The sequence below is a fragment of the Corallococcus sp. AS-1-12 genome, assembly GCF_020036995.1.
In the GTDB taxonomy this organism is placed as follows: Bacteria; Myxococcota; Myxococcia; order Myxococcales; family Myxococcaceae; genus Corallococcus.
In genome coordinates this window covers 1-26,440 of record NZ_JAIQDD010000014.1, presented here as the reverse complement: position 1 = coordinate 26,440, position 26,440 = coordinate 1, and the positions used below count along the sequence as shown (strand labels likewise).

27 protein-coding genes, 1 tRNA gene and 2 pseudogenes are annotated in these 26,440 nt (G+C 70.5%); 21 read left to right on the top strand and 9 right to left on the bottom strand.

What is annotated here, in order from left to right:
• Positions 1 to 7 precede the first annotated feature (7 nt).
• Both K8556_RS22075 and K8556_RS22070 read right to left on the bottom strand, forming a co-directional pair.
• Positions 8 to 517, bottom strand: coding sequence for a hypothetical protein (locus K8556_RS22075; protein ID WP_223742057.1), 510 nt, complete (start codon positions 515 to 517; stop codon positions 8 to 10).
• Between the two features lie 205 nt (positions 518 to 722).
• Positions 723 to 899: a hypothetical protein gene (locus K8556_RS22070; protein ID WP_223742056.1), complete on the bottom strand. Its 177-nt coding sequence runs from the start codon at positions 897 to 899 to the stop codon at positions 723 to 725.
• Positions 900 to 1,024: 125 nt separating this feature from the next.
• Between K8556_RS22070 and K8556_RS22065 the strand changes: the two genes are divergently transcribed.
• The 10 genes and pseudogenes from K8556_RS22065 (at position 1,025) to K8556_RS22025 (ending at position 11,034) form a co-directional block, all read left to right on the top strand.
• Positions 1,025 to 2,737: a serine/threonine-protein kinase gene (locus K8556_RS22065; RefSeq protein ID WP_223742055.1), complete on the top strand. Its 1,713-nt coding sequence runs from the start codon at positions 1,025 to 1,027 to the stop codon at positions 2,735 to 2,737.
• A 238-nt stretch (positions 2,738 to 2,975) separates the two neighbouring features.
• The gene (locus K8556_RS22060) at positions 2,976 to 4,319 is read left to right on the top strand and encodes a hypothetical protein (protein ID WP_223742054.1); all 1,344 of its coding nucleotides are present in this window, start codon (positions 2,976 to 2,978) and stop codon (positions 4,317 to 4,319) included.
• A gap of 143 nt (positions 4,320 to 4,462) precedes the next feature.
• Positions 4,463 to 4,536: transfer RNA gene (locus K8556_RS22055), tRNA-Ile, on the top strand.
• A 162-nt stretch (positions 4,537 to 4,698) separates the two neighbouring features.
• Positions 4,699 to 7,077, top strand: a complete 2,379-nt coding sequence (locus K8556_RS22050) for a zinc finger-like domain-containing protein (protein ID WP_223742053.1) — start codon at positions 4,699 to 4,701, stop codon at positions 7,075 to 7,077.
• Positions 7,026 to 7,205: pseudogene (locus K8556_RS39825) on the top strand (YHYH domain-containing protein); the annotation flags it as partial. The gene K8556_RS22050 and the pseudogene K8556_RS39825, both read left to right, overlap by 52 nt.
• A gap of 123 nt (positions 7,206 to 7,328) precedes the next feature.
• The gene (locus K8556_RS39195) at positions 7,329 to 7,463 is read left to right on the top strand and encodes a hypothetical protein (RefSeq protein WP_255652015.1); all 135 of its coding nucleotides are present in this window, start codon (positions 7,329 to 7,331) and stop codon (positions 7,461 to 7,463) included.
• 93 nt (positions 7,464 to 7,556) lie between these two features.
• Complete coding sequence (locus tag K8556_RS22040; protein WP_223742052.1) at positions 7,557 to 9,098, top strand: AlkA N-terminal domain-containing protein; 1,542 nt, start codon at positions 7,557 to 7,559, stop codon at positions 9,096 to 9,098.
• Positions 9,091 to 9,612, top strand: a complete 522-nt coding sequence (gene ogt, locus K8556_RS22035; protein WP_223742051.1) for a methylated-DNA--[protein]-cysteine S-methyltransferase — start codon at positions 9,091 to 9,093, stop codon at positions 9,610 to 9,612. Before K8556_RS22040 ends, ogt begins: the two co-directional genes overlap by 8 nt.
• A gap of 25 nt (positions 9,613 to 9,637) precedes the next feature.
• Positions 9,638 to 10,453 (top strand): isocitrate lyase/phosphoenolpyruvate mutase family protein, encoded by an 816-nt coding sequence (locus K8556_RS22030; RefSeq protein ID WP_223742050.1) that lies wholly within the window; start codon positions 9,638 to 9,640, stop codon positions 10,451 to 10,453.
• 20 nt (positions 10,454 to 10,473) lie between these two features.
• Positions 10,474 to 11,034 carry a bifunctional 2-polyprenyl-6-hydroxyphenol methylase/3-demethylubiquinol 3-O-methyltransferase UbiG gene (locus tag K8556_RS22025; RefSeq protein ID WP_223742049.1) on the top strand — a complete coding sequence of 187 codons (561 nt, stop codon included), beginning with the start codon at positions 10,474 to 10,476 and terminating at the stop codon, positions 11,032 to 11,034.
• Here the strand turns inward: K8556_RS22025 and K8556_RS22020 are convergent.
• Positions 11,001 to 11,513, bottom strand: coding sequence for a DUF1579 domain-containing protein (locus K8556_RS22020; protein WP_223742048.1), 513 nt, complete (start codon positions 11,511 to 11,513; stop codon positions 11,001 to 11,003). The two genes, K8556_RS22025 and K8556_RS22020, sit on opposite strands and share 34 nt — an antisense overlap.
• Before the next feature lie 119 nt (positions 11,514 to 11,632).
• Here K8556_RS22020 and K8556_RS22015 point away from each other — a divergent pair, with 119 nt between their 5' ends.
• Positions 11,633 to 12,676 (top strand): NAD(P)-dependent alcohol dehydrogenase, encoded by a 1,044-nt coding sequence (locus K8556_RS22015; protein ID WP_223742047.1) that lies wholly within the window; start codon positions 11,633 to 11,635, stop codon positions 12,674 to 12,676.
• A 52-nt stretch (positions 12,677 to 12,728) separates the two neighbouring features.
• Here K8556_RS22015 and K8556_RS22010 read toward each other — a convergent pair whose 3' ends face one another.
• The gene (locus tag K8556_RS22010; RefSeq protein WP_223742162.1) at positions 12,729 to 13,295 is read right to left on the bottom strand and encodes a TMEM165/GDT1 family protein; all 567 of its coding nucleotides are present in this window, start codon (positions 13,293 to 13,295) and stop codon (positions 12,729 to 12,731) included.
• 370 nt (positions 13,296 to 13,665) lie between these two features.
• On the opposite strand from K8556_RS22010, the gene K8556_RS22005 reads away from it, so the two are divergent.
• Positions 13,666 to 13,920, top strand: coding sequence for a ribbon-helix-helix domain-containing protein (locus tag K8556_RS22005; RefSeq protein WP_014396286.1), 255 nt, complete (start codon positions 13,666 to 13,668; stop codon positions 13,918 to 13,920).
• A 165-nt stretch (positions 13,921 to 14,085) separates the two neighbouring features.
• Positions 14,086 to 14,553 carry a hypothetical protein gene (locus K8556_RS22000; RefSeq protein ID WP_223742046.1) on the top strand — a complete coding sequence of 156 codons (468 nt, stop codon included), beginning with the start codon at positions 14,086 to 14,088 and terminating at the stop codon, positions 14,551 to 14,553.
• 12 nt (positions 14,554 to 14,565) lie between these two features.
• Here K8556_RS22000 and K8556_RS21995 read toward each other — a convergent pair whose 3' ends face one another.
• Both K8556_RS21995 and K8556_RS21990 read right to left on the bottom strand, forming a co-directional pair.
• Positions 14,566 to 15,639 carry a lysylphosphatidylglycerol synthase transmembrane domain-containing protein gene (locus K8556_RS21995; protein WP_223742045.1) on the bottom strand — a complete coding sequence of 358 codons (1,074 nt, stop codon included), beginning with the start codon at positions 15,637 to 15,639 and terminating at the stop codon, positions 14,566 to 14,568.
• A 155-nt stretch (positions 15,640 to 15,794) separates the two neighbouring features.
• A complete protein-coding gene (locus K8556_RS21990) occupies positions 15,795 to 15,998 on the bottom strand; it encodes a DNA gyrase inhibitor YacG (protein ID WP_120556957.1) in 204 nt (67 codons plus the stop codon).
• A gap of 52 nt (positions 15,999 to 16,050) precedes the next feature.
• Between K8556_RS21990 and K8556_RS21985 the strand changes: the two genes are divergently transcribed.
• Together K8556_RS21985 and K8556_RS21980 are read left to right on the top strand one after the other, a co-directional pair.
• Positions 16,051 to 17,052, top strand: a complete 1,002-nt coding sequence (locus tag K8556_RS21985; RefSeq protein WP_223742044.1) for a magnesium transporter — start codon at positions 16,051 to 16,053, stop codon at positions 17,050 to 17,052.
• A gap of 33 nt (positions 17,053 to 17,085) precedes the next feature.
• Entirely contained in the window at positions 17,086 to 18,075 is a 990-nt protein-coding gene (locus K8556_RS21980; protein WP_223742043.1) for an NAD(P)H-quinone oxidoreductase, read from the top strand.
• Positions 18,076 to 18,081: 6 nt separating this feature from the next.
• Here the strand turns inward: K8556_RS21980 and K8556_RS21975 are convergent, their stop codons facing one another.
• The gene (locus K8556_RS21975; RefSeq protein ID WP_223742042.1) at positions 18,082 to 18,507 is read right to left on the bottom strand and encodes an MmcQ/YjbR family DNA-binding protein; all 426 of its coding nucleotides are present in this window, start codon (positions 18,505 to 18,507) and stop codon (positions 18,082 to 18,084) included.
• Positions 18,508 to 18,584: 77 nt separating this feature from the next.
• On the opposite strand from K8556_RS21975, the gene K8556_RS21970 reads away from it, so the two are divergent.
• On the top strand, positions 18,585 to 19,622 hold the full coding sequence (locus K8556_RS21970) for an agmatinase family protein (protein WP_223742041.1): 1,038 nt from the start codon (positions 18,585 to 18,587) through the stop codon (positions 19,620 to 19,622).
• Between the two features lie 4 nt (positions 19,623 to 19,626).
• Here K8556_RS21970 and K8556_RS21965 read toward each other — a convergent pair whose 3' ends face one another.
• On the bottom strand, positions 19,627 to 20,634 hold the full coding sequence (locus K8556_RS21965) for a hybrid sensor histidine kinase/response regulator (protein WP_223742040.1): 1,008 nt from the start codon (positions 20,632 to 20,634) through the stop codon (positions 19,627 to 19,629).
• Positions 20,635 to 20,894: 260 nt separating this feature from the next.
• Here K8556_RS21965 and K8556_RS21960 point away from each other — a divergent pair, with 260 nt between their 5' ends.
• From K8556_RS21960 to K8556_RS39820, 4 genes are all read left to right on the top strand, one after another.
• A complete protein-coding gene (locus tag K8556_RS21960; RefSeq protein WP_223742039.1) occupies positions 20,895 to 22,235 on the top strand; it encodes a trypsin-like peptidase domain-containing protein in 1,341 nt (446 codons plus the stop codon).
• Positions 22,236 to 22,288: 53 nt separating this feature from the next.
• Positions 22,289 to 24,319 (top strand): serine/threonine-protein kinase, encoded by a 2,031-nt coding sequence (locus K8556_RS21955; RefSeq protein ID WP_223742038.1) that lies wholly within the window; start codon positions 22,289 to 22,291, stop codon positions 24,317 to 24,319.
• A 61-nt stretch (positions 24,320 to 24,380) separates the two neighbouring features.
• Positions 24,381 to 24,752 (top strand): YccF domain-containing protein, encoded by a 372-nt coding sequence (locus K8556_RS21950; protein WP_223742037.1) that lies wholly within the window; start codon positions 24,381 to 24,383, stop codon positions 24,750 to 24,752.
• A 139-nt stretch (positions 24,753 to 24,891) separates the two neighbouring features.
• Positions 24,892 to 25,083, top strand: coding sequence for a Tsi3 family protein (locus K8556_RS39820; RefSeq protein ID WP_223742161.1), 192 nt, complete (start codon positions 24,892 to 24,894; stop codon positions 25,081 to 25,083).
• A 27-nt stretch (positions 25,084 to 25,110) separates the two neighbouring features.
• Here K8556_RS39820 and K8556_RS21940 read toward each other — a convergent pair whose 3' ends face one another.
• Complete coding sequence (locus K8556_RS21940) at positions 25,111 to 25,737, bottom strand: IS630 family transposase (protein ID WP_370639955.1); 627 nt, start codon at positions 25,735 to 25,737, stop codon at positions 25,111 to 25,113.
• Between the two features lie 44 nt (positions 25,738 to 25,781).
• Between K8556_RS21940 and K8556_RS21935 the strand changes: the two are divergent.
• Positions 25,782 to 26,440, top strand: a pseudogene (locus K8556_RS21935) (ISNCY family transposase); the annotation flags it as partial.

Genomic DNA, 26,440 nt, shown 5'->3' with positions numbered 1-26,440 from the left:
AGCCTCGCTAGAGGGAGAACCGCACGCCCACCCGTTCATGCAGCAGATGAACGCTCGTGCCGAGCAGCCGCACGTAGGTATAGGCAACGCCCAGGTTGAGCGCGAACCACCGGTTGGGGTGCCACTCCACCCCGGCCCAGACCTCCGGGAAGGCGCCCAGGCGTGACTCGAAGTTGGGATCATCGGAATCGCCGTCGTCGTCATCGAAGTCGAGGTCGAGCGATTGCACGGTGGTGACGAGCGGGAGCCCCAGAAACGCCCTGCCCGCTCCAGCGGCTCCGAGCTTCAGCCCGCCGCCGAGATACGGAACCCATCGCTGGTCCGCATCGGAGCGCCAGCGGTAGAGCAGCCCCGGCGTGAGGCCCAGCTCGGAGAAGGTGGAGTCCCCGGAGCCGCCTGCCCCCAGCTCCAGCGGCAGGCGGAACGCCCACCGGGTACCGAGATCCACCTGGAGCGCGGCCTGGAGGCTGATGCCTACCGCCGCTCGGCCTCCCGAGAACGCCTGCACGGGCCCCACTGCCAGGGGCTCCAGATTGACTCCCGCACCGAAATAGCCCGAGCGCGGCACGTCAGCCGAGGGCGCGGTCGATGCGAGGACGACGACAAGAAGCGGTGCGAGCGTCACTTCATCTCCAAAGGTTCGGAAAGGAGTCTCAGGCCAGCCGAGGGCCGCGGAGCCACCGCCCCGACTCTACCTGGGTCACCCGGCCCGAGCCACGCGGTCACCGCGCGTCGCCGCATCCAGCAGCGTCCACGGGGCTCAGGGCGTAGGCGACCACTGCGGCCGCGAGGAGCTTCGCGTACCAGGGGACGCCGGGGTGCCGGGCCGCGATGAAGAGCGCCGCCACCTCCGTCTTGAGCTGCCGGACCTTCTGTCTCCACCGTTCCAGGCGCTTCATCCTCGCGGGAGTCCAAGCCGAGGCCGGACGTTCCACCGCGCGTGTGTGGACGAACCGACGACAGGTGAGCATCGGTTTCGCGCCTGCACTTGTTATCGTGCGCGCCCATGAATGAGCCCACGGCCGTGACGGATCCTCGCATCGGCTCGGTTTTGCAGGAGCGCTACCGCATCATCGAGCGGCTCGCCGCCGGTGGCATGGGCATGGTGTACCGGGGCGAGCGGCTGGAGGTGGGCAAGCCCGTCGCCATCAAGTTCCTGCACGCGTGGGCGGCGCGGGATGACGACTTCCGCAAGCGCTTCCAGGTGGAGGCGCGCGCGATGAGCCGCCTCACCCATCCGTGCTGCGTGTCGGTCATCGACTTCGGCGTGGATCAGGAGTCGCCGTACATGGTCATGGACTTCGTCACCGGCGAGACGCTGCGGGCGCTGCTGCGCGACGGCCCGCTGCCGCCGGCCCGGGCCCTGAGCGCCGTGCGGCAGGTGCTCGCGGGGCTGGCCCATGCGCACGACCAGGGCATCATCCACCGCGACATCAAGCCCGAGAACATCATCGTCACCCACGCCGTGGGGCTCGGGGAGCAGGTGCGCATCCTCGACTTCGGGCTCGCCAAGCTGCGCGACGAGGTGACGGGCCTCACGTCGGGGATGATGCTCGGGACTCCGTCCTACATGGCCCCGGAGCAGATCCACGGCGAGCCGGTGGGTCCGCCCACGGACCTGTACGCCACCGGCGTGCTGCTCTACGAGCTGCTCACCGGGAAGAAGCCCTTCAACGCCACCAGCAACGCGGAGCTGCTGCGCATGCAGCGCGAGGTGACGCCGCCCCGGTTGCGCGACGCCGCCCCTGACGCGGGCTTCAACGCGGAGCTCGAAGCGACGCTGGCGAAGGCGATGGAGAAGGCCCCGGGGGATCGCTTCCAGTCCGCCACGGAGTTCCTGGCCGCGCTGGAAGGGGCCGGGACAGGTCCGGAGGTGCGCTCCGTGGCGCCCGTGGCCGGCGATGCACCGGGGGCGGTGCGTGCCTCCTCGCCCACGCCGTCACGTCCCAAAGAGGAGGTGCTCGCGACCCGGAACGCCCGGGCGCAGCCCCGCGCGACGCCGGTGGGCGTTCAGGCCGAAGCCCGCGCTCCGGAACCCCTGCCGGTGGCTCCGACGGAAGCCGTGGCCAGGAAGGAGGAGTCCGAGGCCACGGTCCGCTCTGGCCCCGGTACGGCCCCGCCCGCCCGGGGCCGCTCGCGCCGGGTGGTGGGAGGCGCCGTCGTGCTCTCCGTGGTCGCGGTGGGTCTTGGCGGGTGGGCGTTGATGTCCAGGTCCGCGGGCCCGGCGCCGGTGTCCCCGGAGCGCCCGTCGCCCAAGGCCCCGGTGGAAGAAGAAGCACGGGCGGAGGCTCCTCCGCGCGCCACGGCCTGGCAGCCCGTCGTGGAGCAGCTCCCGGGCATCGACGACGTCCATCGGTTGATCAAGGCGCAGCGGCGGGACGCGGCCCTGGCGGCGTTGAAGAAGCTGGCGGCGAAGTACCCGACGAGCGCCTACGTCCGCTACCTGGAGGGGAACGTCGACTTCGACAACCTCCGCTGGGTGGATGGCGTGGCGGCCTACCGGGCGGCGCTGCGCAATGACGCCGCGTACCGCAACGCGCCGGTCGTCATCCAGGACGCCATCCGCTGCCTCGTCAGCGACCGGTTCCACGGCACCTGCGAGGACTTCCTCCGCAAGGACCTGGGCGAGGCCGCGGTGCCCTCATTGGAGGAGGCCGCCCGCGAGCACCCCATGGCCAGCGTCCGGACCCGGGCCGCGGCGCTGCTCCGCCAGCGTGGGACGGAGCGACGGGAGTGAAGACGGCTCGGGCGCCAGGGCCCCAGCCGTTGCCTTCTGATCACGCGGAGGGGACTCGCGGACACTGACCCCATCAGGGGGACAGGGAGTAGATCCAGGCGCTGTCCCCATGAGAGTCCATTCCCGTTGCGTCGTGCTGTTTGTGATGGGATTGATGCTGTGTGAGCTCGGGTGCGCGACCTGCCCCCTGGGGACGCCCCCCTCCCCGCACAGTCCGATCGCGGGGGCTTCGAGCATCATGCACTGGAGCAAGCCCCAGCGGCTCTCCACCGGACCGTCGCTGTCCTGGGAGCACACGCGCGTGGTGGCGGGCCCCTCCGGGAGCGCGATCGCCGTCTTCGCGCATGTCACGACGCAGAACGCGCCCTACGACTACACGGCGCTCTACGCCAGCCGCTATGCCGCCACGTCCGACACATGGACGCCCGAGCAGCCGCTCCAATCCCAACCCGGCCACGTACTCCGGAGCAGTCTGGCCGCGGATGAGCAGGGCAATGCCATCGCTGTCTGGCTCCAGCAGACCCCGGCCGGCGACACCCTCTTCGCGAGCCGCTTTGCGGCGGCGACGGGCCAATGGAGCCCCGCGCTACAGCTCACGTTCCCCCTGGACGACACCCCCACCCTGCGGCTGGCCATGTCCCCCACGGGCGACGCTGTCCTCGTCTGGACCACGCTCTGCAAGACGCTGTGCAAGCCCGCCGAGCACCGGGTGATGGCCATGCGCTACGCGGTGGCCAGCGACCGGTGGATCCAGCCGCCGGTGCCCCTCAACTCGGCGCGTGACACCCCGTCGCTCTGGCCCGCCGCCGCCCTCGACGCGAACGGCAGTGTGCTCGTGCAGTGGCAGCAGGCGGATGCTCGCGGGACCCAGGCCATTCATGGCAGTGCGTTCAACGCCGACAAGCTCCAGTGGTGTAGCGACTCGATCCTGAGCCGGACGAACTACGGCGCGGCTTCGACGCCCGCCATCGCCATGGACGCGGCGGGCAACGCGATCGCCGTCTGGCCACAGCAGCTTTCGACGCTGGACGGCAAACTGATGCAGGGAATCGACGCACGCCGCTACGACCGTGCGAGCAACACATGGCAGCCCTCCGTGCGCATCGATTCGCACATCTCCGATTACGGAGGCATGTTCAACCCATCCATCGTCATCGCGACGAACACGGGCGATGCATTGGCCGGCTGGCTGTACCTCCCCCACCCTCCGCCCCTGACCGGAGCCGCCGAGGGGCGCGTGTACCTCGCGGCGAAGGACGACTGGGACATCCGTCCGCGCTTCGACCGCAGCGTCGATCCGAACAACCCGCGGCTCGGAGGCACCGTGCTGGGCGGCTATCCCGTGCTCGCCTCCGACCCGGCCGGTGACCAGGTCGCCTTCTGGGCCCAGTCCGACCACACGGCCTGGGCGAGCTACCAATACGCCCCTGGCAACTTCCGGGCCCCGGAACCCCTGCGGTCCGCGCCGGGAGCCATCGTGGGCGCCATCACGGGGGCCATGGACCTGAATGGGCACGCCACGGCGGTGTGGATCGAGACTTCCGCGGACGGCGACAGCCTGTGGGTGGCGCGCTACCAGTAGCCCTGGCGCCCAGGCAGGCAGCCTGTCCAGGGGCGAACGCCGGGAGGCGCCCCCTCCCACGGCCCCGTCAGGAAGGGCCCCTGGCACCCCGTCCGAAGTTCTTGCGGTGACGGCCCCGGCCCGGTATACGGGCGGGGCTTCACGGCCAGGTAGCTCACCTGGTTAGAGCGGCGGTCTCATAATCCGCAGGTAGTCAGTTCAAGTCTGACCCTGGCCATCAAGCAGCCCCGGAGTCACTTTCCCAAGTGATTCCGGGGCTTTTTCTTTTCCACCACGCCCGCGTCCTCCCCCATTCGGGGGATTGGAAGTCCCTTCCTGGCGCGGTCCGATTCGCTCCGTCCCGATGCGCAGCACCCACGCTCCGGGGGGAGTTCGCACGATGCTGGACGAGGGAATCGACTCGAAGGCCCGGGCTGCGGCCATCCGCTGGGCGCGCTGGCGGCTGGGCCCCCTTGGCTTCGCGGACCTCATCACCCGGGTAGACACCTCCGTGCTCCGTTACGGGCGGCTCGTCACCCGGTACGCCGTCCGCACCGGCACCTGGGCGGAGGAGGCCTACGCGGGAGGCGTGAACACGAGCCGGCACTCCCGGTCCTCCGCCCCCGTCCGGCTCGAAACGCTGGATCTATGGAGCGGCTCTCCCGAAGCCCTCGCGCAGCAGTCGTCGCACCTCGTGTCCTGCGACTCCTGTCAGGGCGCGGGACAGGTCACCTGCCCCACCTGCGATGGCTCCTTGCGCGCGGATTGCTCCGGCTGTGGCGGCTCCGGCAGGCGGATGAGCCGGGCCCGCAAGAACTACAGCATGGTCACCTGCTCGGATTGCCGAGGCAAGGGCACGAAGAAGTGTCTTCGCTGCTCGAAAGGGCTCGTGAGCTGCGGCCCCTGCCGGGGTTCGGGGACCCTGCGCCGGTGGTTGGAGGTGACCACCGTCCAGCGCACGCTTGTTCGCGCCTGGCCGGATGAGAAGGCGCTCTCCGCGCACAAGGGCCTCCTGGAGGATTCCCCGCGCGCCCTCCAATGGCAGGGCGCCCAGGCCCTGGCCTCCGTTGAACACGCCGGCCCGCTGCCGGACATGAAGGTGGGGGAAGCGGCCCGGTCCGCGGGGTTTGCCTCCGCACGGTCCTCCCTGGAGCCGGAGCTGGAACCGCTGCGCGGACGGATCCTCTCCCAGACCTTGGATGTCTTTGAAGCGCCCTCCGCCACCGTCTGTTTCGAGTTCGCGGGCCGGACGGGCTTCGTCCACCTGCTCGGGCGCGACCTCAAACCCACCCGGGCCCGTGACACGTCGTCCTTCCACAAGCGCTTCTGGGCCCTGCTGGGCACGGCGGTCGCGGGCTTCTTCGGTGTGCCCTTCCTGGCAGACGCGTTCTCGGGACGTCACGCCTTCTACGATGAGCCCTCCCAGAGCGGACTCGCCATGCTCGCGATCCTTGGACTCTGGCCCGGGACCTGGTGGTGGACGGCGACATGGCTGCGGCGTCGCAGGACCGGCGGAGCGGAATCCCCCGCGCGGTGGCATGACCGGATCGGCATGGGTCTGACGGGAGCCTCCGCGCTCGTGCTCGCGGGATGCTTCCTGTTCATCCAACCATCGGTCTCCGAGCTGGCCCGCCTCACGACCGCGGGACAGCTCCGCGAGGCCGGGCTTCATGCGGACCTGCTGGAGTCACGTGGCGAATCCAGTCCCGCCTACGTCGAGGCACGAAATGCGTTCGTGCTGGCGCGGCTCCCGGGCATGGACAACCGCGCGGCGATCGCGCTCATCCACCACTACATGGGCTCCCGGAACGGCACCGCTCCGCTGGAGGCCGAACTCTGGAAGCTGCGCGAGGCCTGGGCCCACGACGCGCTGGCGCGAGGCGAGGAAGGGCCGGTGGAGGCGGAACTGGAAGCCCTGTCCATCGAACGGGCCCCGGCGTCCGTCCTGGACGGGCTCCGCACCAGGCTGGAGGACTTCCGCATCACCCAAGGAAAGGCGGCGCTGGAAAAGGGAGACCTGGCCAAGGCAATCCAGATTCTGTCGCGCATCCAGGCCCGGACGCTCGTCTCGGAGCGCCCCGAGCCACTGCTCACCCAGGCCTACCTGCTCCAGGCACACGCGTGCCCTGCTCGCGATGTGCGCTGTCGCGCCACGGCCCTCCACGACGCGGTCGCGGTCGACCACGGCGAAACAGCCCGGACGGCTCTCACATCCTTCCGAGGCACGGAGCTCTCCCGGCTGGCCCGGGCCGCCGGCAGCCACACGGGAGGCCTCGGTGCTTCGCTGCGCGAGCTTCGGAGCGCAGACGAGGATGCGAGCGTGCTCCTCTCGGTGCTCGGCAGTGATGCCGAGGTGACCGCGGCGCGGGCCGCGCTCCTGGGTCGCAAGGAAGCGCTGCTGCGGGACCGTTTTCCGCTCAATGAGCCCGTGGAGGTCGCCCAGACGTTGCTGGGGCCCTCCGGCCTGGAGATGCAGCGTTCCGATGTGTTGCGCGTCGTGGACGCGCCCGCTGGCACGCTCACGTACCTGTTCGTCGGCCAGGGCATGACCCGTGGGCTCTACGTCACCACGCCGGAGCATGGGCAGACGGGGCTGGCTCCCACCGCGCTCCAGGAGGCCGTGAAGCGCTTCACGGGCCAGGAGTTTTCCGCGAAGGACCTCGTGCGTTCCGGCAAGGGTGTGGCCCATGTCCCAGCGCGCCTGGGGCGGCATGCGGCCCTGCTGGGATGGCACAACGACACGCTGGTCGAGGCACAGATTGGACGGGTGGAGCCATGAGACGCGGCGGGAAGATGGTGCTGGGATTGGGGCTCATCGCAGGACTCGTGTGTTCGCATCTTGCGTGGGCACATCCGGGACGGACCAACAGCTCGGGCTGTCACAACGAACGGGCCACGGGGGGTTATCACTGTCACGGAGGAGGAGGCGGCGGCCGTGGAGGCTGGAGTGAGCTCGCGGAAACCCCCACGCGCCTCAAGGTCATCGCCATCCCGCGTGCTCGCGTATGGGTCAACGGCGCCTTCGTGGGCATGTCCCCAACGCCCGCGATCCGGGTGGAGGGCACGAAGGTCAAGGTGTTGTTGGAGCATGCGGCGTTGGGCCGCTACGAGACGACGGAGACGATTGAACCGGGAGGGACGACCGCACTGACGGTGAGGTGGTAGGCGAGCGCCGACAAGGCCCGTCTCCAGGTGAGGAACGTCCACGTCCGAAAACGGCCAGACTTCGAGGACCCGCCGTGGGAGGTTTCCCCCCCCATGAACGGCCTGGACCCCGCCGCCTGCTACCGCGCGCTGACGACGCGGGACTCCCGCTTCGACGGGCGGTTCTTCACCGCCGTGAAGACGACGCGCATCTACTGCCGCCCCATCTGCCCGGCCCGCGCGCCCCGCTTCGAGAACTGCACGTTCTACCCCTCCGCCGCAGCGGCCCAGGAGGCCGGCTTCCGGCCGTGCCTTCGCTGCCGGCCGGAGACGTCGCCTTCCCTGGCGCCCTGGCGCGGCACCTCCGTCACCGTCTCGCGCGCCCTGGCCCTCATCGCGGAGGGCCTGCTCGACGCCGAGGACGCCAGCGTGGACGTCCTGGCGGGCCGGCTCGGCGTCGGGGACCGGCAGTTGCGGCGGCTGTTCCAGCAACACCTGGGCGCCTCTCCGGTCGCCGTGGCCCAGACGCGCCGCGTGCTCTTCGCCCGCCAGCTCATCCACGAGACCGCCCTCTCCATGTCCGAGGTCGCCCTCGCATCCGGCTTCGGGAGCGTGCGGCGCTTCAACGCCGTCTTCCAGTCGCTCTACGGCCGGCCTCCCGGCGCCCTCCGCCGGGCCCGGGCCTCCCCCCTGACGTCCGCCGGCCCCGAGGTGACGCTCCTCATCCCCTACCGGCCTCCCTACGACTGGGACGCGATGGTGGCCTGGCTGTCAGTCCGCGCGCTCACCGGCATGGAGCACGTCGAGCCCGGCCGCTATCTGCGCACCTTCACGAACGCCTCGGGCCAGGGCGCCATGGAGGTGTCGCCCGCTCCGGGGCTCGACGCCCTGCGCGCCACCCTGCGCGTCAGCGACGTGCGGATGCTGCCCTCCGTCGTCGCCCAGGTCCGGCGCGTCTTCGACGTGGGCGCGGACGTGGAGGCCATCCGCGCGCACCTGTCGACGGATGCCCTGCTCGCGCCCCTGCTCGCCGCGCGTCCCGGCCTTCGCGCCCCGGGCGGATGGGACGGCTTCGAGCTGGCGGTCCGCGCCATCCTGGGTCAGCAGGTGACGACCACCGCCGCGCGGCAGTTGGGGCAACGGCTCCTGGACTCCCATGGGGAACGCCTGGACCCGGCGCTCACCGGCGATGCCCGCCTCCTGCGCGCCTTCCCCCGGCCCGAAGCCCTCGCCACGGCGGAGCTCACCGGCATGGGCATGCCGGCGGCTCGGGCCCGGGCGATCACCCAGCTCGCGGCGGCGGTCGTGGCGGATCCCACGCTGTTCCAGCCCGGCCCGTCGCTCGCGGACACCGTGGCCCGCTTCACACGGCTGCCCGGCATCGGCGAGTGGACCGCCCAGTACATCGCCCTGCGCGCCGTCCGGGAGACGGATGCCTTTCCCGCCTCCGACGTCGCCCTGCTTCGCGCCGCGACGGAAGCCGGAGGCCCACGGCCCACGCATGAAGCGCTCCTCCAACGCGCCGAAGCCTGGAGCCCCTGGCGCGCCTACGCCGCCCAGCACCTCTGGACCTCGGTCGCGCTCCAGCGCGACCTGCCGTCTCGCACCAGCACACGCGCCGCCGCCTCCCCTTCCCGCCGGAAACCCCATGCCTGACCGCCAGCGCTTCTTCATCGATTCCACACCCACTCCCGCTGGGGTGGCGCTCCTCGTCTGTGATGAACAGGGCCGCCTGCGCGCGTTGGACTGGCATGGCTACGAAGCCCGCATGCACCGGCTCCTGCGCCTGCACTACGGCGAGGACGGCTGCGTCCTCGAACCCGCTCGCGACCCCTCGGGCCGCACCTCGGCGCTCCATGCCTATCTGCGCGGAGACCTGAGCGCCATCGCCTCCCTCCCCGTGGAGACCGGCGGCACGCCCTTCCAGCGCGAGGTCTGGCGCGCCCTCCGGGAAATTCCCGCGGGGACGACGACCACCTACGGCCGGCTCGCTGAACGCATCGGACGGCCCAAGGCCATCCGCGCCGTGGGCCTGGCCAATGGCGCCAATCCCATCAGCATCGTCGTCCCGTGCCACCGCGTCGTCGGTGCCAATGCCTCACTCACCGGTTATGCAGGAGGCCTGGAACGCAAACGCTGGCTGCTCAATCATGAGCAGACGCACGCCTGAATCCCTCTCACCGGAGCGCCCACGCATGACCGCCCGTCCCGACACCGCCCTCACCTTCCGCGCGCTGCACCAGGGAACTGAACTGCTCATGCTCCCGAATGCCTGGGACGCCGGCAGCGCTCGCCTCTTCGAGAGCCTCGGTGCAAAGGCCATCGCTACCACCAGCGCGGGCGTCGCCTGGGCCCTGGGCTACGCGGACGGCAACGCGCTGCCCGTGGACGCGCTCGTCCACACGGTCCGCGCCATCGCCCGCGCCATCCGCGTCCCCCTCACCGTGGACGCCGAAGCGGGCTACTCGGACGACCCGGCCACCGCCGCGGAGAACGTGGCCCGCCTCCTGTCCGAGGGCGCCGTGGGCTGCAACCTGGAGGACGGCAACGGTCCTCCGGAGCTGCTCGCCGCGAAGATTGAGCGCGTGAAGCAGGCCGGCGCGCGACTGGGCGTGGACGTCTTCGTCAACGCGCGCACGGACGTCTACCTGCGCAAGCTCGTGCCGCCCGAGCGCCGCGTCGAGGAGACCCTCGCCCGCGCCGCCCGCTACCAGCAGGCCGGCGCGGATGGCCTCTTCGCCCCAGGCGTCACGGACGCGGCCGAGATCCAGGCCATCACCCGGGGCACCCCGCTGCCCGTGAACGTCCTCGCGCGGCAGGACCTCCCCGCTCCGGCGGAGCTGCGGCGGCTGGGAGTGCGGCGGCTCAGCGCCGGATCCGCCATCCCGGAGGCCCTCTGGGGCCGGGCCGGTGCGCTCGCCTCCGCCTTCCACCGCGAGGGACACTCCGCGAGCCTGTTCGAAGCCGCCGCCAGCTACCCGTCCCTCAACGCGCTGATGAACCCGAAGTAGCCCCCCGGAGGAGCCGAGCCATGTCCCAGGAGGATCGCCAGCGCTGGAATGACAAGCACCAGCAGGCCACCGGGCCCCGGGAGCCGTCCGCCTTCCTCCGCTCGCTCGAGGACCGGCTGCCTCGCACAGGCCGGGCGCTGGACCTGGCCGGCGGCGCGGGACACGACGCGTGCTGGCTCGCGAAACGCGGGCTGGACGTCACCCTGGTGGACATCTCCGACGTGGCGCTGGCTCAGGCGGAAGCACTCGCGCGCGACGCGGGCGTGTCCCTCACGCGCCTGCGCCTGGACCTGGAGTCCGACGCGCTGCCGCCCGGCCCGTTCGACCTGGTGGTGTGCCTGAACTACCTCTGGCGGCCGCTCTTCGCCGCCGTGCCCGGGTTGCTCGCACCGGGCGGACTGTTCGTCTTCGCCCAGCCCACCCTGCGCAACCTGCAACGCCATCCGCACCCGTCCGCGCGCTTCCTCCTGGAGGAGGGGGAGCTGCCCACCCTGCTCCAGGGGCTCCAATCCCTCTCACTCACCGAGGACTGGACGGACGCCGGGCGTCACGAGGCGCGCGTGCTGGCGCGCCGGTACTGAAGCTCGATGGCCTTCTGCGGCGCCGCTCCGGGCTCGATGTTGAAGTGCGTGATGACCAGCGCGTCCGGGCCTGTCCACTCGAAGTCCACGCGCCAGCCCCAGCGGGGCGACTGCTCACCGGTGAAGTAGCTGCCGGTGACGGAGATGCGGTCGCTCACCCCGGCCTCTCCCTGCAGCGTCATGAGGTCCGTGCCGACGTGGAAGGTGTCCACCCACGACATGGTGAACCGCTGCCCGTCCAGGTGGTGGCCCAGCGTCGCCATGCCGGACAGCGGCTTGCCCCCGAAAGCGGACGTGTACTCGTACACCACGAACCGTCCGTCGAGCACGCTCCGGAAGGTGCCGGAGCTGGGCGACTCATCCTCCAGCTTGTCGGGCTGGAACCACGTGCGCGCGACGCCCTCCCACGCGCCGACCAGGCGGGAGAGGAGGTGATGCGGACCCGCGGACAGGGATTGCTGCAGACGTTCCTGGCTCATGGGCGCGGAGTCTTCCGGATGCCCCCCAGGCAGGTCCACTGCTCCGGAGGTCTCCCCGGGCACGAAGGCCCCGGCGTCGCTACATTGCCCCCTGCTTCGCTTCCCCTCAGGAGCCTTTCTTGCCTACGACCCCTGCCTATGCCGCCCCCAGCGCGAAGGCCGCGCTCGGCCCCTTCACCGTGGAGCGCCGCGAGCCGCGTCCCCAGGACGTGCTCATCGACATCCAGTACTGCGGCGTGTGCCACTCCGACATCCACCAGGCCCGCGACGAGTGGGGCGGCGCCCTCTTCCCCATGGTCCCGGGCCACGAAATCGTGGGCAAGGTGTCCCAGGTGGGCAGCGCCGTCACCACGTTCAAGGTGGGGGACACCGTGGGCGTGGGCTGCTTCGTGGACTCGTGCCGCGAGTGCCCCCAGTGCCTCAAGGGCGAAGAGCAGTACTGCGACCGCGGCGCGGTGAACACCTACAACGGCCGCGAATACGACGGCCAGCCCACCTACGGCGGCTACTCCACGCGCATCACAGTGGACGCGAAGTACGTGGTGCGCATCCCGGAGGGCATCCCCCTGGACCGCGCCGCGCCGCTCCTGTGCGCGGGCATCACCACGTACTCGCCGCTGCGCTATTACGGCGTGAAGGCCGGCAGCACGCTGGCCGTGGTGGGCCTGGGCGGCCTGGGCCACATGGCCGTGAAGCTGGCCAGGGCGATGGGCGCCGAGGTGACGGTGCTGAGCACGTCGCCCTCCAAGCGCGACGACGCGCTCGCCCTGGGCGCCGCGCACTTCGAGGCCACGTCCGACAAGGCGACGTTCAAGAAGCTGCGGCGGTCCTTCGACTTCATCCTGGACACCGTCTCCGCGCAGCACGACTACAACGCCTACCTGAGCCTGCTGAAGACGGACGGGACGATGATCCTCGTCGGCGCGCCGGAGAACCCCACGCCGCTGGCGGCCTTCTCGCTCATCCCCCGCCGGCTCAAGCTGGGCGGTTCGATGATTGGCGGCATCCGTGAGACGCAGGAGATGCTCGACTTCTGCGCGAAGCACCAGGTGGCCGCCGACGTGGAGGTCATCCCCATCCAGAAGATCAACGACGCCTACGAGCGGATGCTCAAGAACGACGTGCGCTACCGCTTCGTCATCGACACCGCGAGCTTGAAGTAGCCGTCACCGTGACGCCCCGGCGTCCCTGCACGCCGGGGCCCTTCGCGACGCCTCAGCCGCGCCAGGCGGTCCAGAGCGACACGAGGCCGAAGAGGAAGAAGAGCGCGGCGGTCACCCACCGCACGTACTTCATGTTCACCCGCCCGGACAGCCGGTCGCCCAGGAACACCGCGAGCCCGTCCGACACCAGCATCCCCGCCGTCGTCCCCAGCGTCACCAGCACCGGGGCCTGGTAGCGCGCGGCCACCGCCATGGTGGCCAACTGCGTCTTGTCCCCCATCTCCGCCATGAAGAAGAGCGCCACCGTGGTGAGGAAGGCGCCGAAGCGTGGGGGCTTGCCGCCGTCCTCCTCCAGCGTGTCGGGCTTGAGCGTCCACAGGCCGAAGCCCAGGAACAGCACTCCCAGGATCAACGCCATCACCCGCGCGGGGACGTGCACGGACACCCACGTGCCCACCGAGGACGCCAGCGCGTGGTTGGCCACCGTGGCCACGAAGATGCCGCCCAGCACCACCCACGGCTTGCGGAACCGGGACGCCAGCGAGAACGCCAGGAGCTGCGTCTTGTCCCCCATCTCGCTGGCGGCGACGAGGACGAATGATCCGACAATGGCTTCCAAAGACACGATGACACTCCATCCCAGTTCCTGGCGCGGAGGCTGTCGTGGGGTGGAGCGCTTCAGGGAGGAGCGCGCACGACGGACCTCGGCCAGGGAGCGTTGAATCCCTGTCCGAAGGTCTCGTTCGTCTCGCGCGCTTGCGCGGGATGGGGGCCCGGGCTGTCACCAGCCAGTGTGTCGAGCGCCCCTCCGCCCCTCGCTGCCGGGCGGGAACTACTCCCCTTACGTGAAAGCGCGAGTAACAGCGCTCCGGGTTCCAAGTCAACCCGGCGCGCCGCGTGTCCCTTTTTTTGACGGCACGAGAGGCCGGCCCCCTAATGCCCACGCCAGGTCGGTAGCGGCCTGTAGCAGCATTCCTGGAGGAAGCCCGATGCAGGATGGAAGCGCCAGCCCGCTGAGCCCCGACGCTCCGTCGTCCCCGTCCGCGGTGGAACCCGGCGAGGTCCGCAGCCCCGAGGCCGACATCGTCTCCACCCACGTCCTCGTTCCCGAGGAGCAGGTGCACAAGCTGCGCGAGCTGGCGCGGCGCACCCGCATCCACCAGAGCGAGTACCTGCGCGAGGCCGTGGAGGACCTGCTGTCCAAGTACGGCCGCATGCCCGCCAAGACGGAGGGCGAGTCGTGAGCGGCCCCCTGCTCCGCCGCCGCGTCCGGTCGTTGAGCGAACGGCTGTGGCGGTGGCTGGAGCAGGAGCTGTAATCCTCCCGTCATCCCCTCCAGGCCCCACCTGGAGCGCTCCGGGAGGAACACGCTAGCGTCCTGCGCCTCTCCTTCCAGGAGTCGCGCCCGGATGCGTCCCTCCCTGCTGTCCGCCCTGTTCGCGCTGGCCGCCACCGGCTGCGCCACCCCCGCCTTCGAGAAGCTCTACCCCGGCATGACGGCCGCCCAGGTGGCGGACACCATGGGCAGGGGACCGGAGCGGGCGCAGGAGTTCGCGGACGGCTCGACGGCCTGGTACTTCGACGAGGACCACTGCGTGCTGATGCGCGGCCACATGCTCGTGGCCAAGTCCACCACGCAGACGCGCACCCAGGTGCACACGCCCGTGGGCTCGCTGAAGGACGCCACCAAGGCCTGGTGCGGTCCGCCGGGCACGGACGGCCGGCACGAGCAGTACCTCAAGACGCCCTTCGGCACGTTCAAGGGCAACGTGGACCCCGCCGCCGTCACCGACCAGGTGAACAACAGCGTGCGCGCCCAGCAGGTGCCCCCCGCGTCCCCGCCCGCTCCCGACGCAGGGCCCCCGCCCGCCCCGTAGCGGCGGCGGGCCTCAGGCCACCGACGAGCGGGTGACCGCGGCGTCGTCGTCCTTCTTCATCTTCCCCGCCAGCTCCCGGAAGGACATGTGGCTGATGGACAGCAGGATGAGTCCGAAGACGATCTGCTGGAGCGTCTGGCACAGCCACAACACGTTCGCGTAGGCGAGCCCGTGCGCGTTCACCATCGCGGCGGGCATGAACAACCCCAGGCCCACCTTGGTGGCGGCCTGGAAGGTGCCCATCATCCCGGGCGCGGCGGGGATCATCACGCCCACCACCAGCACGCACATCACGATGTAGGACTGGAACAGCGTCAGGTTCATGGGCTCGCAGGCCGTGCCCGGCGCCGCGCCCGAGCAGTCGAAGGCGCGCGCGAGCAGCGCCATGCCCAGGCCGTTCACGCCCCAGTAGACGACCGTGTAGAGGAAGAAGAGGGCGATGTGCTTGCGGTCGGGGAGCTGGCGCATGGCCCCCACGAAGGTGTCCACGACGTCCGCCACCTTGTCCGCGATGCCCGGCGAGAAGCGGCCCACGGTGGCGCGCACCAGCCGCACCGTGCGCTCCTGCTGCCACAGGCCCAGCAGCAGGAACACCAGGCCGCCGCCGAACACGGCGAACATCAGCCACGCGCCCAGCTTCACGTACCGGACCTCGGGGGTCTCCGTGGGGATGAAGAAGAGCAGCACGCGGAACATCGCCGCGACGAAGAGGCCGTCCACGATGCGCTCCAGCACCACGGACGTCATGGCCGCGCTGCGGCGGATGGAGCTGCGCTGGGCGATGAGGAAGGGCCGCGCGAACTCCCCCAGCCGGAACGGCAGCACCAGCAGCATCATGAAGCCGATGCCGGAGGCTTCATTCAGCTTGCGGAACGGGACGTGCTCCAGGCCCGACAGCAACGACCCCCAGCGCAGCGTGCGGAAGATGTGCACGAAGGCGAGGCACACGCAGTAGGGCAGGATCCACGCGTAGTTGGCCGCCTTGAGGCTGGCGACCTGCGTGGACAGGTCCGTGTCCCGGAAGGCCCACCACATGAAGGCAACGGTGACGAGCAGGCTGGCGATGAGGTTGACGGCGCGTTTCACGGAAGGCGGGTATAGCGTCACTCTCCCCGCGACTCCAGCGGCACGCCCGCCCCCTGCCCTCCAGGGCGCACGGACGTGGACCTTCCGCTGGCACGCTCCCCTGCCCCGTCGTTCAAGCGGCCCGGGAAACTTCCAACGCCAGACGCCGGCAACGGCTAGGCGTCGTGGCGGCGCGGCTCGCCGTCGGAGGGCAGCTCGTCCTCCTGCTGCTCGGCCTGACGGTCGGGCACGCGGTACTCCTCACCCAGCCAGCGGCCCAGGTCGACGGCGCGGCAGCGGCGGGAGCAGAAGGGTTGGGAGGTGTTCTCCGGACGCGGAGGCACGGGCTTCTGACAGATGGGACACGGCGCGAGTGGCATGGCGGATGGAGTCCTAGATAAGCCTTGACGCTCCGGCGGGCCAGGACGTTTCGTGCCCCGCTTCGTGCAAACGCCTCCGGAGACCGCTCACACGCTGCTGCAAGGCGACCGGCTGTCCCTGGACTTCACCGCCGTGGGCGTGGAGGACACGGTCGCCCAGGCGCTGGAGAAGCTGCGCGCCCACCCCGGCACGGGGGAGATCTTCTACTGCTACGCGTGCGACCCGGCCGGCCGGCTGGTGGGCGTGGTGCCCATCCGCAAGCTGATCCGCGCGGCCCCCGACGAGCGCATCGCGTCGCTGATGTTCACGCGGGTGGTGAAGCTGCCGGTGGACGCGTCCGACGCGGTGGTGGAGGACTTCTTCGTCACCTACCGCTTCCTGGCGTTCCCGGTGGTGGACGCGGAGGGGCGCATCGTGGGCGTGGTGGAGATGAACCAGTTCGTGGACGCCTTCTCCGACACGCTCTTCGACGAGGTGGAGGGCCGCGTGCGCGACGAGGTCTACCGCTTCGTGGGCCTGCCCCAGGGCGAGGCGCGCGAGACGCGGCCGGGGCGCATGGCGCTCAAGCGCTTCCCGTGGCTGCTCGTGAACATCGCCGGCGGGTTCCTGGCGGCCACGACGACGCGGCTGTTCGAGCGCACGGTGGCGGAGCTGGTGGTGGTGAGCGCCTTCATCCCCATGGTGCTGGTGTTGTCGGAGAGCCTGGGCGTGCAGACGACGGCGGTCTCCGTGTCGATGGTCACGCACGGCGAGGTGGACAAGAAGTGGGTGGCGCGCGAGGTGCTGGCCGCGAGCCTGGCGGGGTTGATGGCGGCGGCGGTGGTGGCGCTGCTGGGGCGCGTCTACTCGCCGGGGTTCGGCTTTCCCCTGGCGCTGTTCGTGGCGGTGACGGTGTCCGCGACGCTGGCGTCGTGCCTGGGCGGCGTGCTGCCGTTCCTCTTCAAGCGGCTGAAGGTGGATCCGCACCTGGCGTCGGCGCCGCTGGTGCTGGCGGTGTCCGACAACGTGACGCTGCTGGCGTACTTCGGCTTGGTGACGCGGTTGTTGTTGTAACGGCGTGTTTTTCCTCGCGGAAGGGGGCAGGTCATGAAGGTCGTGCGCATCACGAAGCCGGGCGGTCCGGAGGTCCTCGCGTTCGACGAGCGGCCGGAGCCGGTGCCGGGCCCCCACGACGTGCAGGTGCGCGTGCGGGCGAGCGCGCTGAACCGGGCGGACCTGCTCCAGGTGCGCGGAGCCTATCCGCCGCCGCCCGACGTGCCGCAGGACGTGCCGGGCCTGGAGTACGCCGGCGAGGTGGTGGCGGTGGGCCCCCGCGCGCGGAAGTTCCAGCCCGGAGACCGGGTGATGGGGCTGGTCGGGGGCGGCGCGTGGAGCGAGGTGCTCACCACGCACGAGCGCGAGGTGCTGCGCATGCCGAAGGGGCTGGACTTCGCGGACGCGGCGGCGCTGCCGGAGGCGTACCTCACGGCCTACGACGCGCTGGTGCTCCAGGCGGACCTGCGGCCCGGGGAGACGGTGCTGGTGCACGCGGTGGCGAGCGGCGTGGGCTCCGCCGCGGCGCTCCTCTGCCGGGCCATGGGCGTGCGGGTGGTGGGCACGGGGCGGAGCAGGGACAAGCTGGCGCGGGCCTCCGAGTGGGGCGTGGGCCAGACGGTGCTGTGTGAGAGCAACCCGCCGGTGTTCGCGGACGCGGTGCTCGCGGCGACCGGGGGCCGGGGCGCGGACGTGTGCCTGGACCTGGTGGGCGGCGCGTACCTGCCGGAGTCGGTGAAGGCCATGGCGCGGCTGGGTCGGCTGATGCAGGTGGGCTCGGTGGCGGGCGCGCGAGCGGAGCTGGACCTGGGGCCGGTGATGCGCAAGCGGCTCACGCTCAAGGGCACGGTGCTGCGCAGCCGACCCGCGGAGGAGAAGATGCTGCTCACGCAGGTGGCGGAGCGGCAGTTGTTGCCCCTGTTCGACTCCGGCGCGCTGAAGGCCGTGGTGGATGCCGTCCTGCCCATGACGGAGCTCCGCTCCGGGCTGGAGCGGATGGCGGGCAACAGCACCGTGGGGAAGATCGTCGTCCGCTGGGATTGAGCGCCGCTACACGCGCCGCTTGCGGGCGGGAGCCTTCTTCGCCGGCTTGGGAGCAGGCGCGGCGGGCTCCAGCGCCTTGAGCACCCTGGCGGAGGCGCTGCGGCGCCAGGCCTCCTTGAGCAGGGCCTCCAGCAGGCTCCGGTTCACGGTCTTCAGACGCACGATGACCATGGGCCAGTCCTGGTAGTGCGGCGTCACCTCGAACATGTCGGGCTTGGAATCCAGCAGGGCCTCGCGGTGGTCGAAGTCCACCTTGATGACGATGGAGTCGTCGTCCAGCACCCGCGCGAAGAGCTTGTCGCTCACCCGGAACCCGGGCGTTCCATAGGAGGGGCGCTCCTCCGTCGACGGCAGGGCCAGCGCCATTTCGCGCACGTCGTCCACCGTGAGCCCGCCCCCGCGCTTCGCCACCGTCTTCTTCCGCGTCGCCATCCGTTTCCTCCCTGCCCTGCCGCCAGGCGTCACCGAAGCCATTGCGCCCGGGGTGCGGAACCGTATCCTGCGCCGCCATGGCTACCCACTTCGACCCCGCCGCCGCCGCGCAGCCGGGCTCCGGCATCTTCGGCCTCCCCCACTCTCCCGACGAGGCCCACGTCGTCGTCATCCCCGTGCCCTTCGAGGCCACCACCAGCTACGGCGGCGGCACGTCCAACGGCCCCGCCGCCCTGCTGGAGGCCAGCAAGCAGGTGGACCTGTTCGATGTGGAGACCGGCCGCCCCTACGAGCGCGGCATCGCCATGCTGGAGGCCCCCGCCGAAATGCACGAGTGGAACGAACGCGCCAAGGAGCGCGCCCAGCTCGTCATCGAAGCGGGTGGCATCGAGTCCGGTGAGGCCGAGCTGCTCGCCGCCGCGAAGGACGTGAACGGCTTCAGCGAGAAGCTCAATGACCACGTCTACCGCACCGCGAAGCAGTGGCTGGAGCAGGGCAAGCTCGTGGCCGCCGTGGGCGGAGACCACGCCATCTCCTTCGGCATCATCCAGGCCCACGCGGAGAAGTACCCCGGCATGGGCGTGCTGCACCTGGACGCGCACGCCGACCTGCGCGTCGCGTACGAGGGCTTCACCTGGTCGCACGCGTCCATCTTCTACAACGTGTGCGAGCGCATCCCGGGCGTGAAGACGCTGGTCCAGGTGGGCCTGCGCGACATGAGCGAGAACGAGCACCGCTACATCGAGGACTCCGGCGGCCGCATCCACGCGTTCTACGACGCCGTCCTCCAGCAGAACCGCTTCGACGGCCTGCCCTGGAACCAGCAGGTGAAGCAGATCGTCGACAAGCTGCCGCAGCAGGTCTACCTGTCCTTCGACATCGACGGCCTGGACCCCGTGCTGTGCCCGAACACCGGCACGCCCGTGCCCGGCGGCCTGTCCTTCCCGGAGGCCACCGCGCTCGTCGCGGGCGTCGTGCGCTCGGGCCGCACCATCGTCGGCTTCGACCTGACCGAAGTGGCCCCCGACCCGGAGGGCAGCGAGTGGGACGCCAACGTGGGCGCCCGCCTGCTCTACAAGATGATCGGCTGGATGCTGAAGTCGCAGAAGGCCTGAGGCCTCAGGCCACGCGCGGCAGCGACACGCTGAACGTCGCGCCCTGCCCGGGGCGCGACTCGGCGGAGAGCACGCCGCCGTGCAGCTTCGCCAGCTCCGAGGCCACGTAGAGCCCCAGCGCCTCTCCTCGCGCGGGGCCCTCCGGGAAGGGCTGGAACAGCCGGGGCAGCTCCGCTTCGGGGATGCCCGGCCCCGGGTCGCTCACCCGCACCAGCACCTGCTCCGCGGAGGCCTCCAGCTCCACGCGCACCCCGCCCTGCCGGGCCGCGTGCGACAGGAGCACGTCGAACACCTGCTCCAGGCGCTCCGGGTCGAAGCGAAGGCCCACCGCCTCCGGGGGCACCTTCACCTCCACCGGCACGCCCGGCCCCAGCGTGCGGCACCGCGCGACGGAGGCCTCCAGCGGCTGGCGCAGGTCTCCCTCCACCGGCCGCAGCGTCACGCTGCCCGCGCTCAGCCGGGCGGCGTCCTGGAGGTAGCGGCCCATCCGCTCCAGCGACTGGAGCTGCGCGCCCAGCGCCTCCACCGCGCCCTTGCCCGGCGGCGGCAGGTCCCGAAGCGTGCGCAGCTCATTCCTCGCGGCCTCCAGCGGGCCCTGGAGCGACTGCGCCACCCAGCGGCTCAGCGCCTCCACGGGCGTGGCGGGCTCCGGGGGCGCGGCGGGGGCCCTCTCCAGCACGTCGTGGATCAGCGTCTCGAAGTCGGTGATTTCAAAGGGCTTGTTGAGGAACGCGGACGCATCCGGCGATCCCTGCTGGAGCACCGCGCTCAGGAGGATGATGGGCACCTCGCGCAGGCCCGGCTCCTGCTTCAGCCGGCTGCACAGCTCCATGCCGCTCATGCGCGGCATCATGTGGTCCGTCACCACCAGCCGCGGACGGTGCGCCCGGGCCAGCGCCAGGGCCTCCTCGCCATCCCGCGCGCGCACCACGTCGTGCCCCAGGTCCTCAATCACCTGGCTCAGGACTTCCAGCACCGCGGGTTCGTCATCCGCGACCAGGACGAGACTCATGCGCCACCACTCCCAAGGCCCCCGCGGGCAGCCAGCGACACGCCGCGCCGGGACCCCCAGAGGACGGCCCTGGCGCCCCCAACGCCGCAATCGGGCCAGGGCCAGGACGTTCTGCCTGAAAGTGCGTTCGATCACGGCCGCGCCTTCTGGTCTATGAAGAGCGGGACGCCGCTTCCAGACACCCAGGGAATGGCTGAGGCCTTCCCGACATTCAGACTGTCTTCCGGGAGACAATTCCCGGCGGCGTACGGAGGAAGGGCATGAGGGCAGCACACATCCGGTGGGGGCTCTTGCTGTGGGGGCTCGTGCTGGCGCTCCCGGCGCGGGCGGACCTGGCCCGGCGCCGCAGCGACGTGGTGGAGGTGGTGCAGAAGGTCTCCCCGGCGGTCGTCTACATCGGCACCGAACAGGAGGTGGAGTCGCGCTTCCGGGGCCGGCCCCGCTCGCCGCTGGAGGAGTTCTTCGGCCAGGGGATGGCCCAGCCGGAGACGCGCCAGCGCATCACCGGCCTGGGCAGCGGCGCCATCATCGACCCGTCCGGCATCATCGTCACCAACGACCACGTCATCCGGGGGGCCTCCGCCATCCACGTGGTGCTGGCGGACGGGCGCACCTTCGACGCGGAGGTGGTGGGCAGTGACGCGAACAATGACCTGGCGGTCCTCAAGGTCAACGCGAAGGAGCCCCTGCCCACCGCGAAGCTGGGCACCAGCTCCGACCTGATGATTGGCGAGACGGTGGTCGCCATCGGCAGTCCGTTCGGCCTGAGCAAGACCGTCACGGCGGGCGTGGTGTCCGCCACGGGCCGCACCTTCCGCGCGGACGACCGCGTCTACAACGACTTCCTCCAGACGGACGCGGCCATCAACCCGGGCAACTCCGGCGGGCCGCTGCTCAACGTGGACGGGGAGATCATCGGCATCAACACGGCCATCTACGCCAACGGGCAGGGCATCGGCTTCGCCATCCCCGCGGACAAGGTGCGACGCATCGTGGAGGAGCTCACGCGCTTCGGGAAGGTGCGCCCCGCGTGGGTGGGCATGGACACGGCGGACCTGCCGGCGCAGGTGGCCGCGCGGCTCGGGTGGGACCGCACGTACGGCGTCATCGTGACGAACGTGGATCCGGACAGCCCCGCCGCGCAGGCCGGCGTGCAGCGCGGTGACGTGGTCGCGGAGCTGGGCGGCTCCCGCATCCAGGACGCGGAGGATTTCGATTCGCGCGTGCGCGGTTATCCGGCCCGCTCGGTCTTCCCCCTGGTCCTCTTCCGAGCAGGCGGCAACCGCACGGTGCAGGTGACGCCGGTCGAATTTCCGGCTCGCCTGCTCGAGAACCTGGCGTGGGAGAAGCTGGGACTGCGCGTGAAGGAGAGCAAGGGCGGGATGGCGATTGCGTCCGTGCGTCCGGGGTCGGCCGCCTCGGAGATTGGCCTGGAGCCGGGGGACGTGCTGTTGCGGATGAACAATCAGCCCGTCCCCACGGGTGACACCTTCCGTGAAGCGCTGCTGACGGCGCGACGGGGACGTAGCGTGCTGTTGCTCGTGCGGCGCGGGCGCTACGGCTACCACCTGACGCTGCCTTTCGAAGGCCAGCGACTCTAGGCGCGACCCGGGGATTCCAGGATCGACGGGAAGGGCACTAGCATGCCGTTCCCATGAGTTCGCCTCGCTATCAGTCACTCGGCCCCCTCCTCGCCGGAGAGGGCTCGCGTGCCTTCCTCGGACTGTCGCTGGAGGAAGGCGCCACGCCCCGCCCCGTGGTGCTCATCTGGGCACCGCCTGAGATCGCGCAGAACCCGGAGCTGGTGGCGCGCCTGGAGCGCGAGACGAACCGCGCCATCGTCTTCGACCATCCGAACATCCTGCGCGTGCACGGCCTGGAGAAGCTGGACGGGGGCCTGGCGCGCGTCACCGAGTTCGCGGACGGTGAGCCGCTGCGGCGCGTGCTGGAAGCCAACCCGCGCATGACGCCGGGCTTCGCGGCGCTGGTGGTGGCGGACGCGGCCATGGGGCTGCACTACGCGCACGTGGCGGGCAACGACGACGGTTCACCGCTGGTGCACGGAGACATCCGGCCCGAGACGCTGATGGTGTCCTTCAGCGGCTACACGAAGGTGACGGGCTACGGCGCGCTATCCGTGGCGCCGCGTGAGCGCGGTGGCAAGCGCGTGAAGAACCGCCGCGCGTACACGTCCCCGGAGCAGCTCCTGGGCGGGCGTGAAGCCGTGAACGTGCAGTCGGATGTGTTCCTGCTGGGGCTCACGCTGCACGAGTGCCTCACGGGGAAGATGCCGTTCAAGGAGTCGGCGGATCCAGACAAGGCGGTGCTCAACCGCGCCCTGCCCCCGATGCCCGCGGACGTGCCGCTGAAGCTGGATGCGGTGGTGCGCCGCGCGACGACGAAGCGGGCGCTGGAGCGCTACTCGTCGGCGCTCGCGTTCCGCGAGGCGCTGGTGGATGCGATTGGGAAGCTGCCCACGCACGAGGAGTTCGCGGAGCACCTGGCGAAGCTGTTCCCGCCGGAGGCCGAGGCTCGCGCGGCGCGGCGGGCGACGATTGAGAAGGGCATCGCGGAGGCGCTGGCGAAGGCGGGCATGCCGGCGCCGCAGATCGCGGAGCTCATCGCGAACGGCGTCGGACTGCCGGAGGCCGTGAAGAGCAAGGTGCCGGAGTTCTCCTCGGCGGAGGGAAGCAAGCCGGCGCCCGTGGCCGCCGCGCCCGCGCAGACGCCGATGGCGCAGACCTCCGCGCCCGTGCAGACGCCGGTGGCGCAGACCTCCGCTCCCGCGCAGGCGCCGGTGGCACAGACCTCCGCTCCCGTGCAGGCCGCGCAGGCGTCGACGGCCGCTGTCACGCAGAGCGCGCAGGCAGCGACGCCCGCTAAGGACACGTCTACCGCTCCGGTCGCGGCGTCAGCGCAGGCCTCGGTGCCTGCTGGCGCCACGGCGCAGACGGTGACGCCCTCCCCTGCTCCGGCCGCATCCCCGGAGACGCGGTCCTCGGGTCCCATCTTCGGCGGCGCGGCGAGCCCCACGGCGCAGACGGTGGCCGCGCAGAAGCCTTCACGCTCCTGGGTGCCTTACGTCGTGGGCGGTCTCGTGCTGACGCTCGGCGCGGGCGCGGTGATCGTCCAGCGCCAGCTCCAGGGCACGATGACGGTGGAGACCTTCGACGCGGGCCTGCCCATCGTCGTGGCCGAGCCCTTCGACGCGGGCGTCGAGGACGCGGGCGTGGACGCCGGTGTGGATGCGGGGCCCACGATGGGCATCCTGGACCTCACCGTGGAGCCGCGCGTGGAGGTCACGCTCAACAACGCGCTGCTGGGCCGCACGCCGCTGTCCGCGTCGCTGCCGCCGGGCAAGCACCTGCTGACCTTCACCAACGGCGCGCTCGGCATCTCCGTGTCGCGCACGGTGACGGTGGCCCCCACGGGCCGCTCCGCCTACCAGTTCTTCCTCAACAAGGCCTTCATCAACGTGCGCGGCCCCGCCGGCGCCAACGTGTCCGTGGACGGCAAGCCCGTGGGCACGGTCCCCGTGGAGGAGCTGGACGTCTACGAGGGCTACCACCGCCTCAACGTCAACGTGGGCCCGTCACACTGGCAGAAGACCTTCACCATCGAGCCCGGCCAGCGCGTCAACTTCGACGTGGACTTCCAGGAGCCGCAGGAGGCCGTGGAGGAATAGCCGCTTCGTTCATCAGACGGGTTCATGTCATCAACTGACGACTCCAACGTATAAGCCGATCATGAACCTGCTTCTGAACCTGTTGTGGATCATCTTCGGCGGAGGGCTGGTGCTCTGCCTCGAGTACCTGCTCGGTGGGCTGCTGCTCTGCCTGACCCTCGTCGGCATCCCGTTCGGCGTGCAGTGCTTCAAGATGGCCGGCCTCGCGCTGATGCCCTTCGGCAAGGACATCGAGGATCTTCCCAGCGCGGGCGCGATGAGCTTCGGGCTCAACGTCGTCTGGGCACTCTTCGCTGGAATCTGGATCTTCCTCACCAACGTCGTCATCGGCGTCAGCCTGGCGCTGACGATCATCGGCATTCCGTTCGCGCTGCAGCACCTCAAGCTCGGAATGGTCGCGTTTGCTCCCTTCGGCAAGCGCATTCGCGGCTGAGCGCTTCCTCCACCCGGCTCCCGCCGCGTGAGGTCGCGGCGGGGACGGTCGCCCTAAAAGCATCTCGCAGTAGAAGAGGGGCATGGACTCACGAACTCAGGCTTGTCTCCCACCATGAGGCCAAGACACGCGAGCGCGGCTGGTCACGCCGGATTCAGATGCCCACGAAACTCGCGATCCAATCCAGATCGCTGTCGACATCATCGCGGGCCCCGCCTCGGATGCTGGGTCGTCGGAGCGCGTGGGCGCACGGCGGCTGCGTCGTCTGGTGGAGACCTCCGAGGGCGGTTCCAGCGGGGAGGCCGTGACCCTGACCTATGTCGAGGCTTAGGACCAGAAGCCTACGTTAACGCGGGGCTCAATTGAGCTGAAGGAAGGATAGGCAGTGGCAGAACCAAGCCGCGAGCTTTGCGAGCGGAGTGGTCGCGCGTAACTGCCTTACCGTCCGCGCCAAGTCCTCAATGGCCCGAGGTGCGATCCGCCGCAGTTGGCGCTTCAGGTCTGCCCACCACAACTCGATGGGATTGAAGTCTGGGCTGTAGGTGGGCAAGTACACGACGCAGGCGCCGACAGCTTCAATCGCCTGACGGACACCCGACACCTGGTGCGCCCCGAGGTTGTCCATCAGCACCACGTCACCAGGACGGAGCCACGGGCAAAGCCGCTGGCGGACGAAGCGCACGCAGATGCGACCATTGATGGCGCCTCGGTGCGTCATCAACTTGGGCCGGCAGCCCACGCGAATGGCGCCTACGAGCGTCAAGGTCGTCCAGTGGCCTCCCGGCCGTACACCTCGGGCACGTTGCCCCACTGGCGCCCAGCCGTATTCGCGAGCCATGGAGGTATTGCAGAACGACTCGTCGAGGAAGACGAGTCGTCGCACGTCGACGACGCTCAGGAGCGCGGCGAGGACGCGCCGACGCCAGAGGTTTTGCGGCGCGTCGCGCTCGCTGGCGACGAAGGACTTTTTTCTACGCCGGCAAATATGGCCTGAGCCCCAGGTGTTGCCCCTCTGAGAGGAGGAGCACCATGGCGCGGACGACAGCTCGCCCGGTGGCCACCCGTGAGGTGAGAGTCGACAGCGCGCGGCGGCGCTGTGAGGCGTGTGGCACGCGGACGCGAGCGGATTGGCGCTCGCGTCGCTGTGTGACGACGCTGGCGGGGTGCGTGGGGCTCTCGGTGCAGGTGCGAGTGTGCCACCGGGAGGAGTGCCTGCTGAAGGGCGTGCCACTCAGGGCCGAGGGTGAGGGCCGCTGGGTGCTGCCCGAGCATGAGTTCGGCTTGGACGTCTTGGCCTTCATCGGAGCCCAGCGCTACCGGGAGCACCGCAGCGTGCCGGAGATTCACGCGCTGCTGCGCCAGAAGGGCGTCGCCGCCTCCGAGCGCGCCTGCACCAACCTGCTCGACCGGTACGATGAACTCGTCAGCCTCCAGTTGCTGGATGCGGGGCGGCTGCATGCGACGCTCAAGCGCCAGGGCCGGGTGGTGCTTGCCATTGACGGCCTCGCTCCGGACGTAGGGCATGAGGTGCTTTGGATGGTGCGCGAATGCCTCTCGGGGCAGGTGCTGCTGGCGCGTCCCCTGCTGGCTGGCGGCGAGCAGGAACTCGTACCGCTGCTGGCGGAAGTGAAGCGTGCGCTGGGCCGGGTGCCCCTCGTCGGCGTGGTGTCGGATGGGCAGCGAAGCAT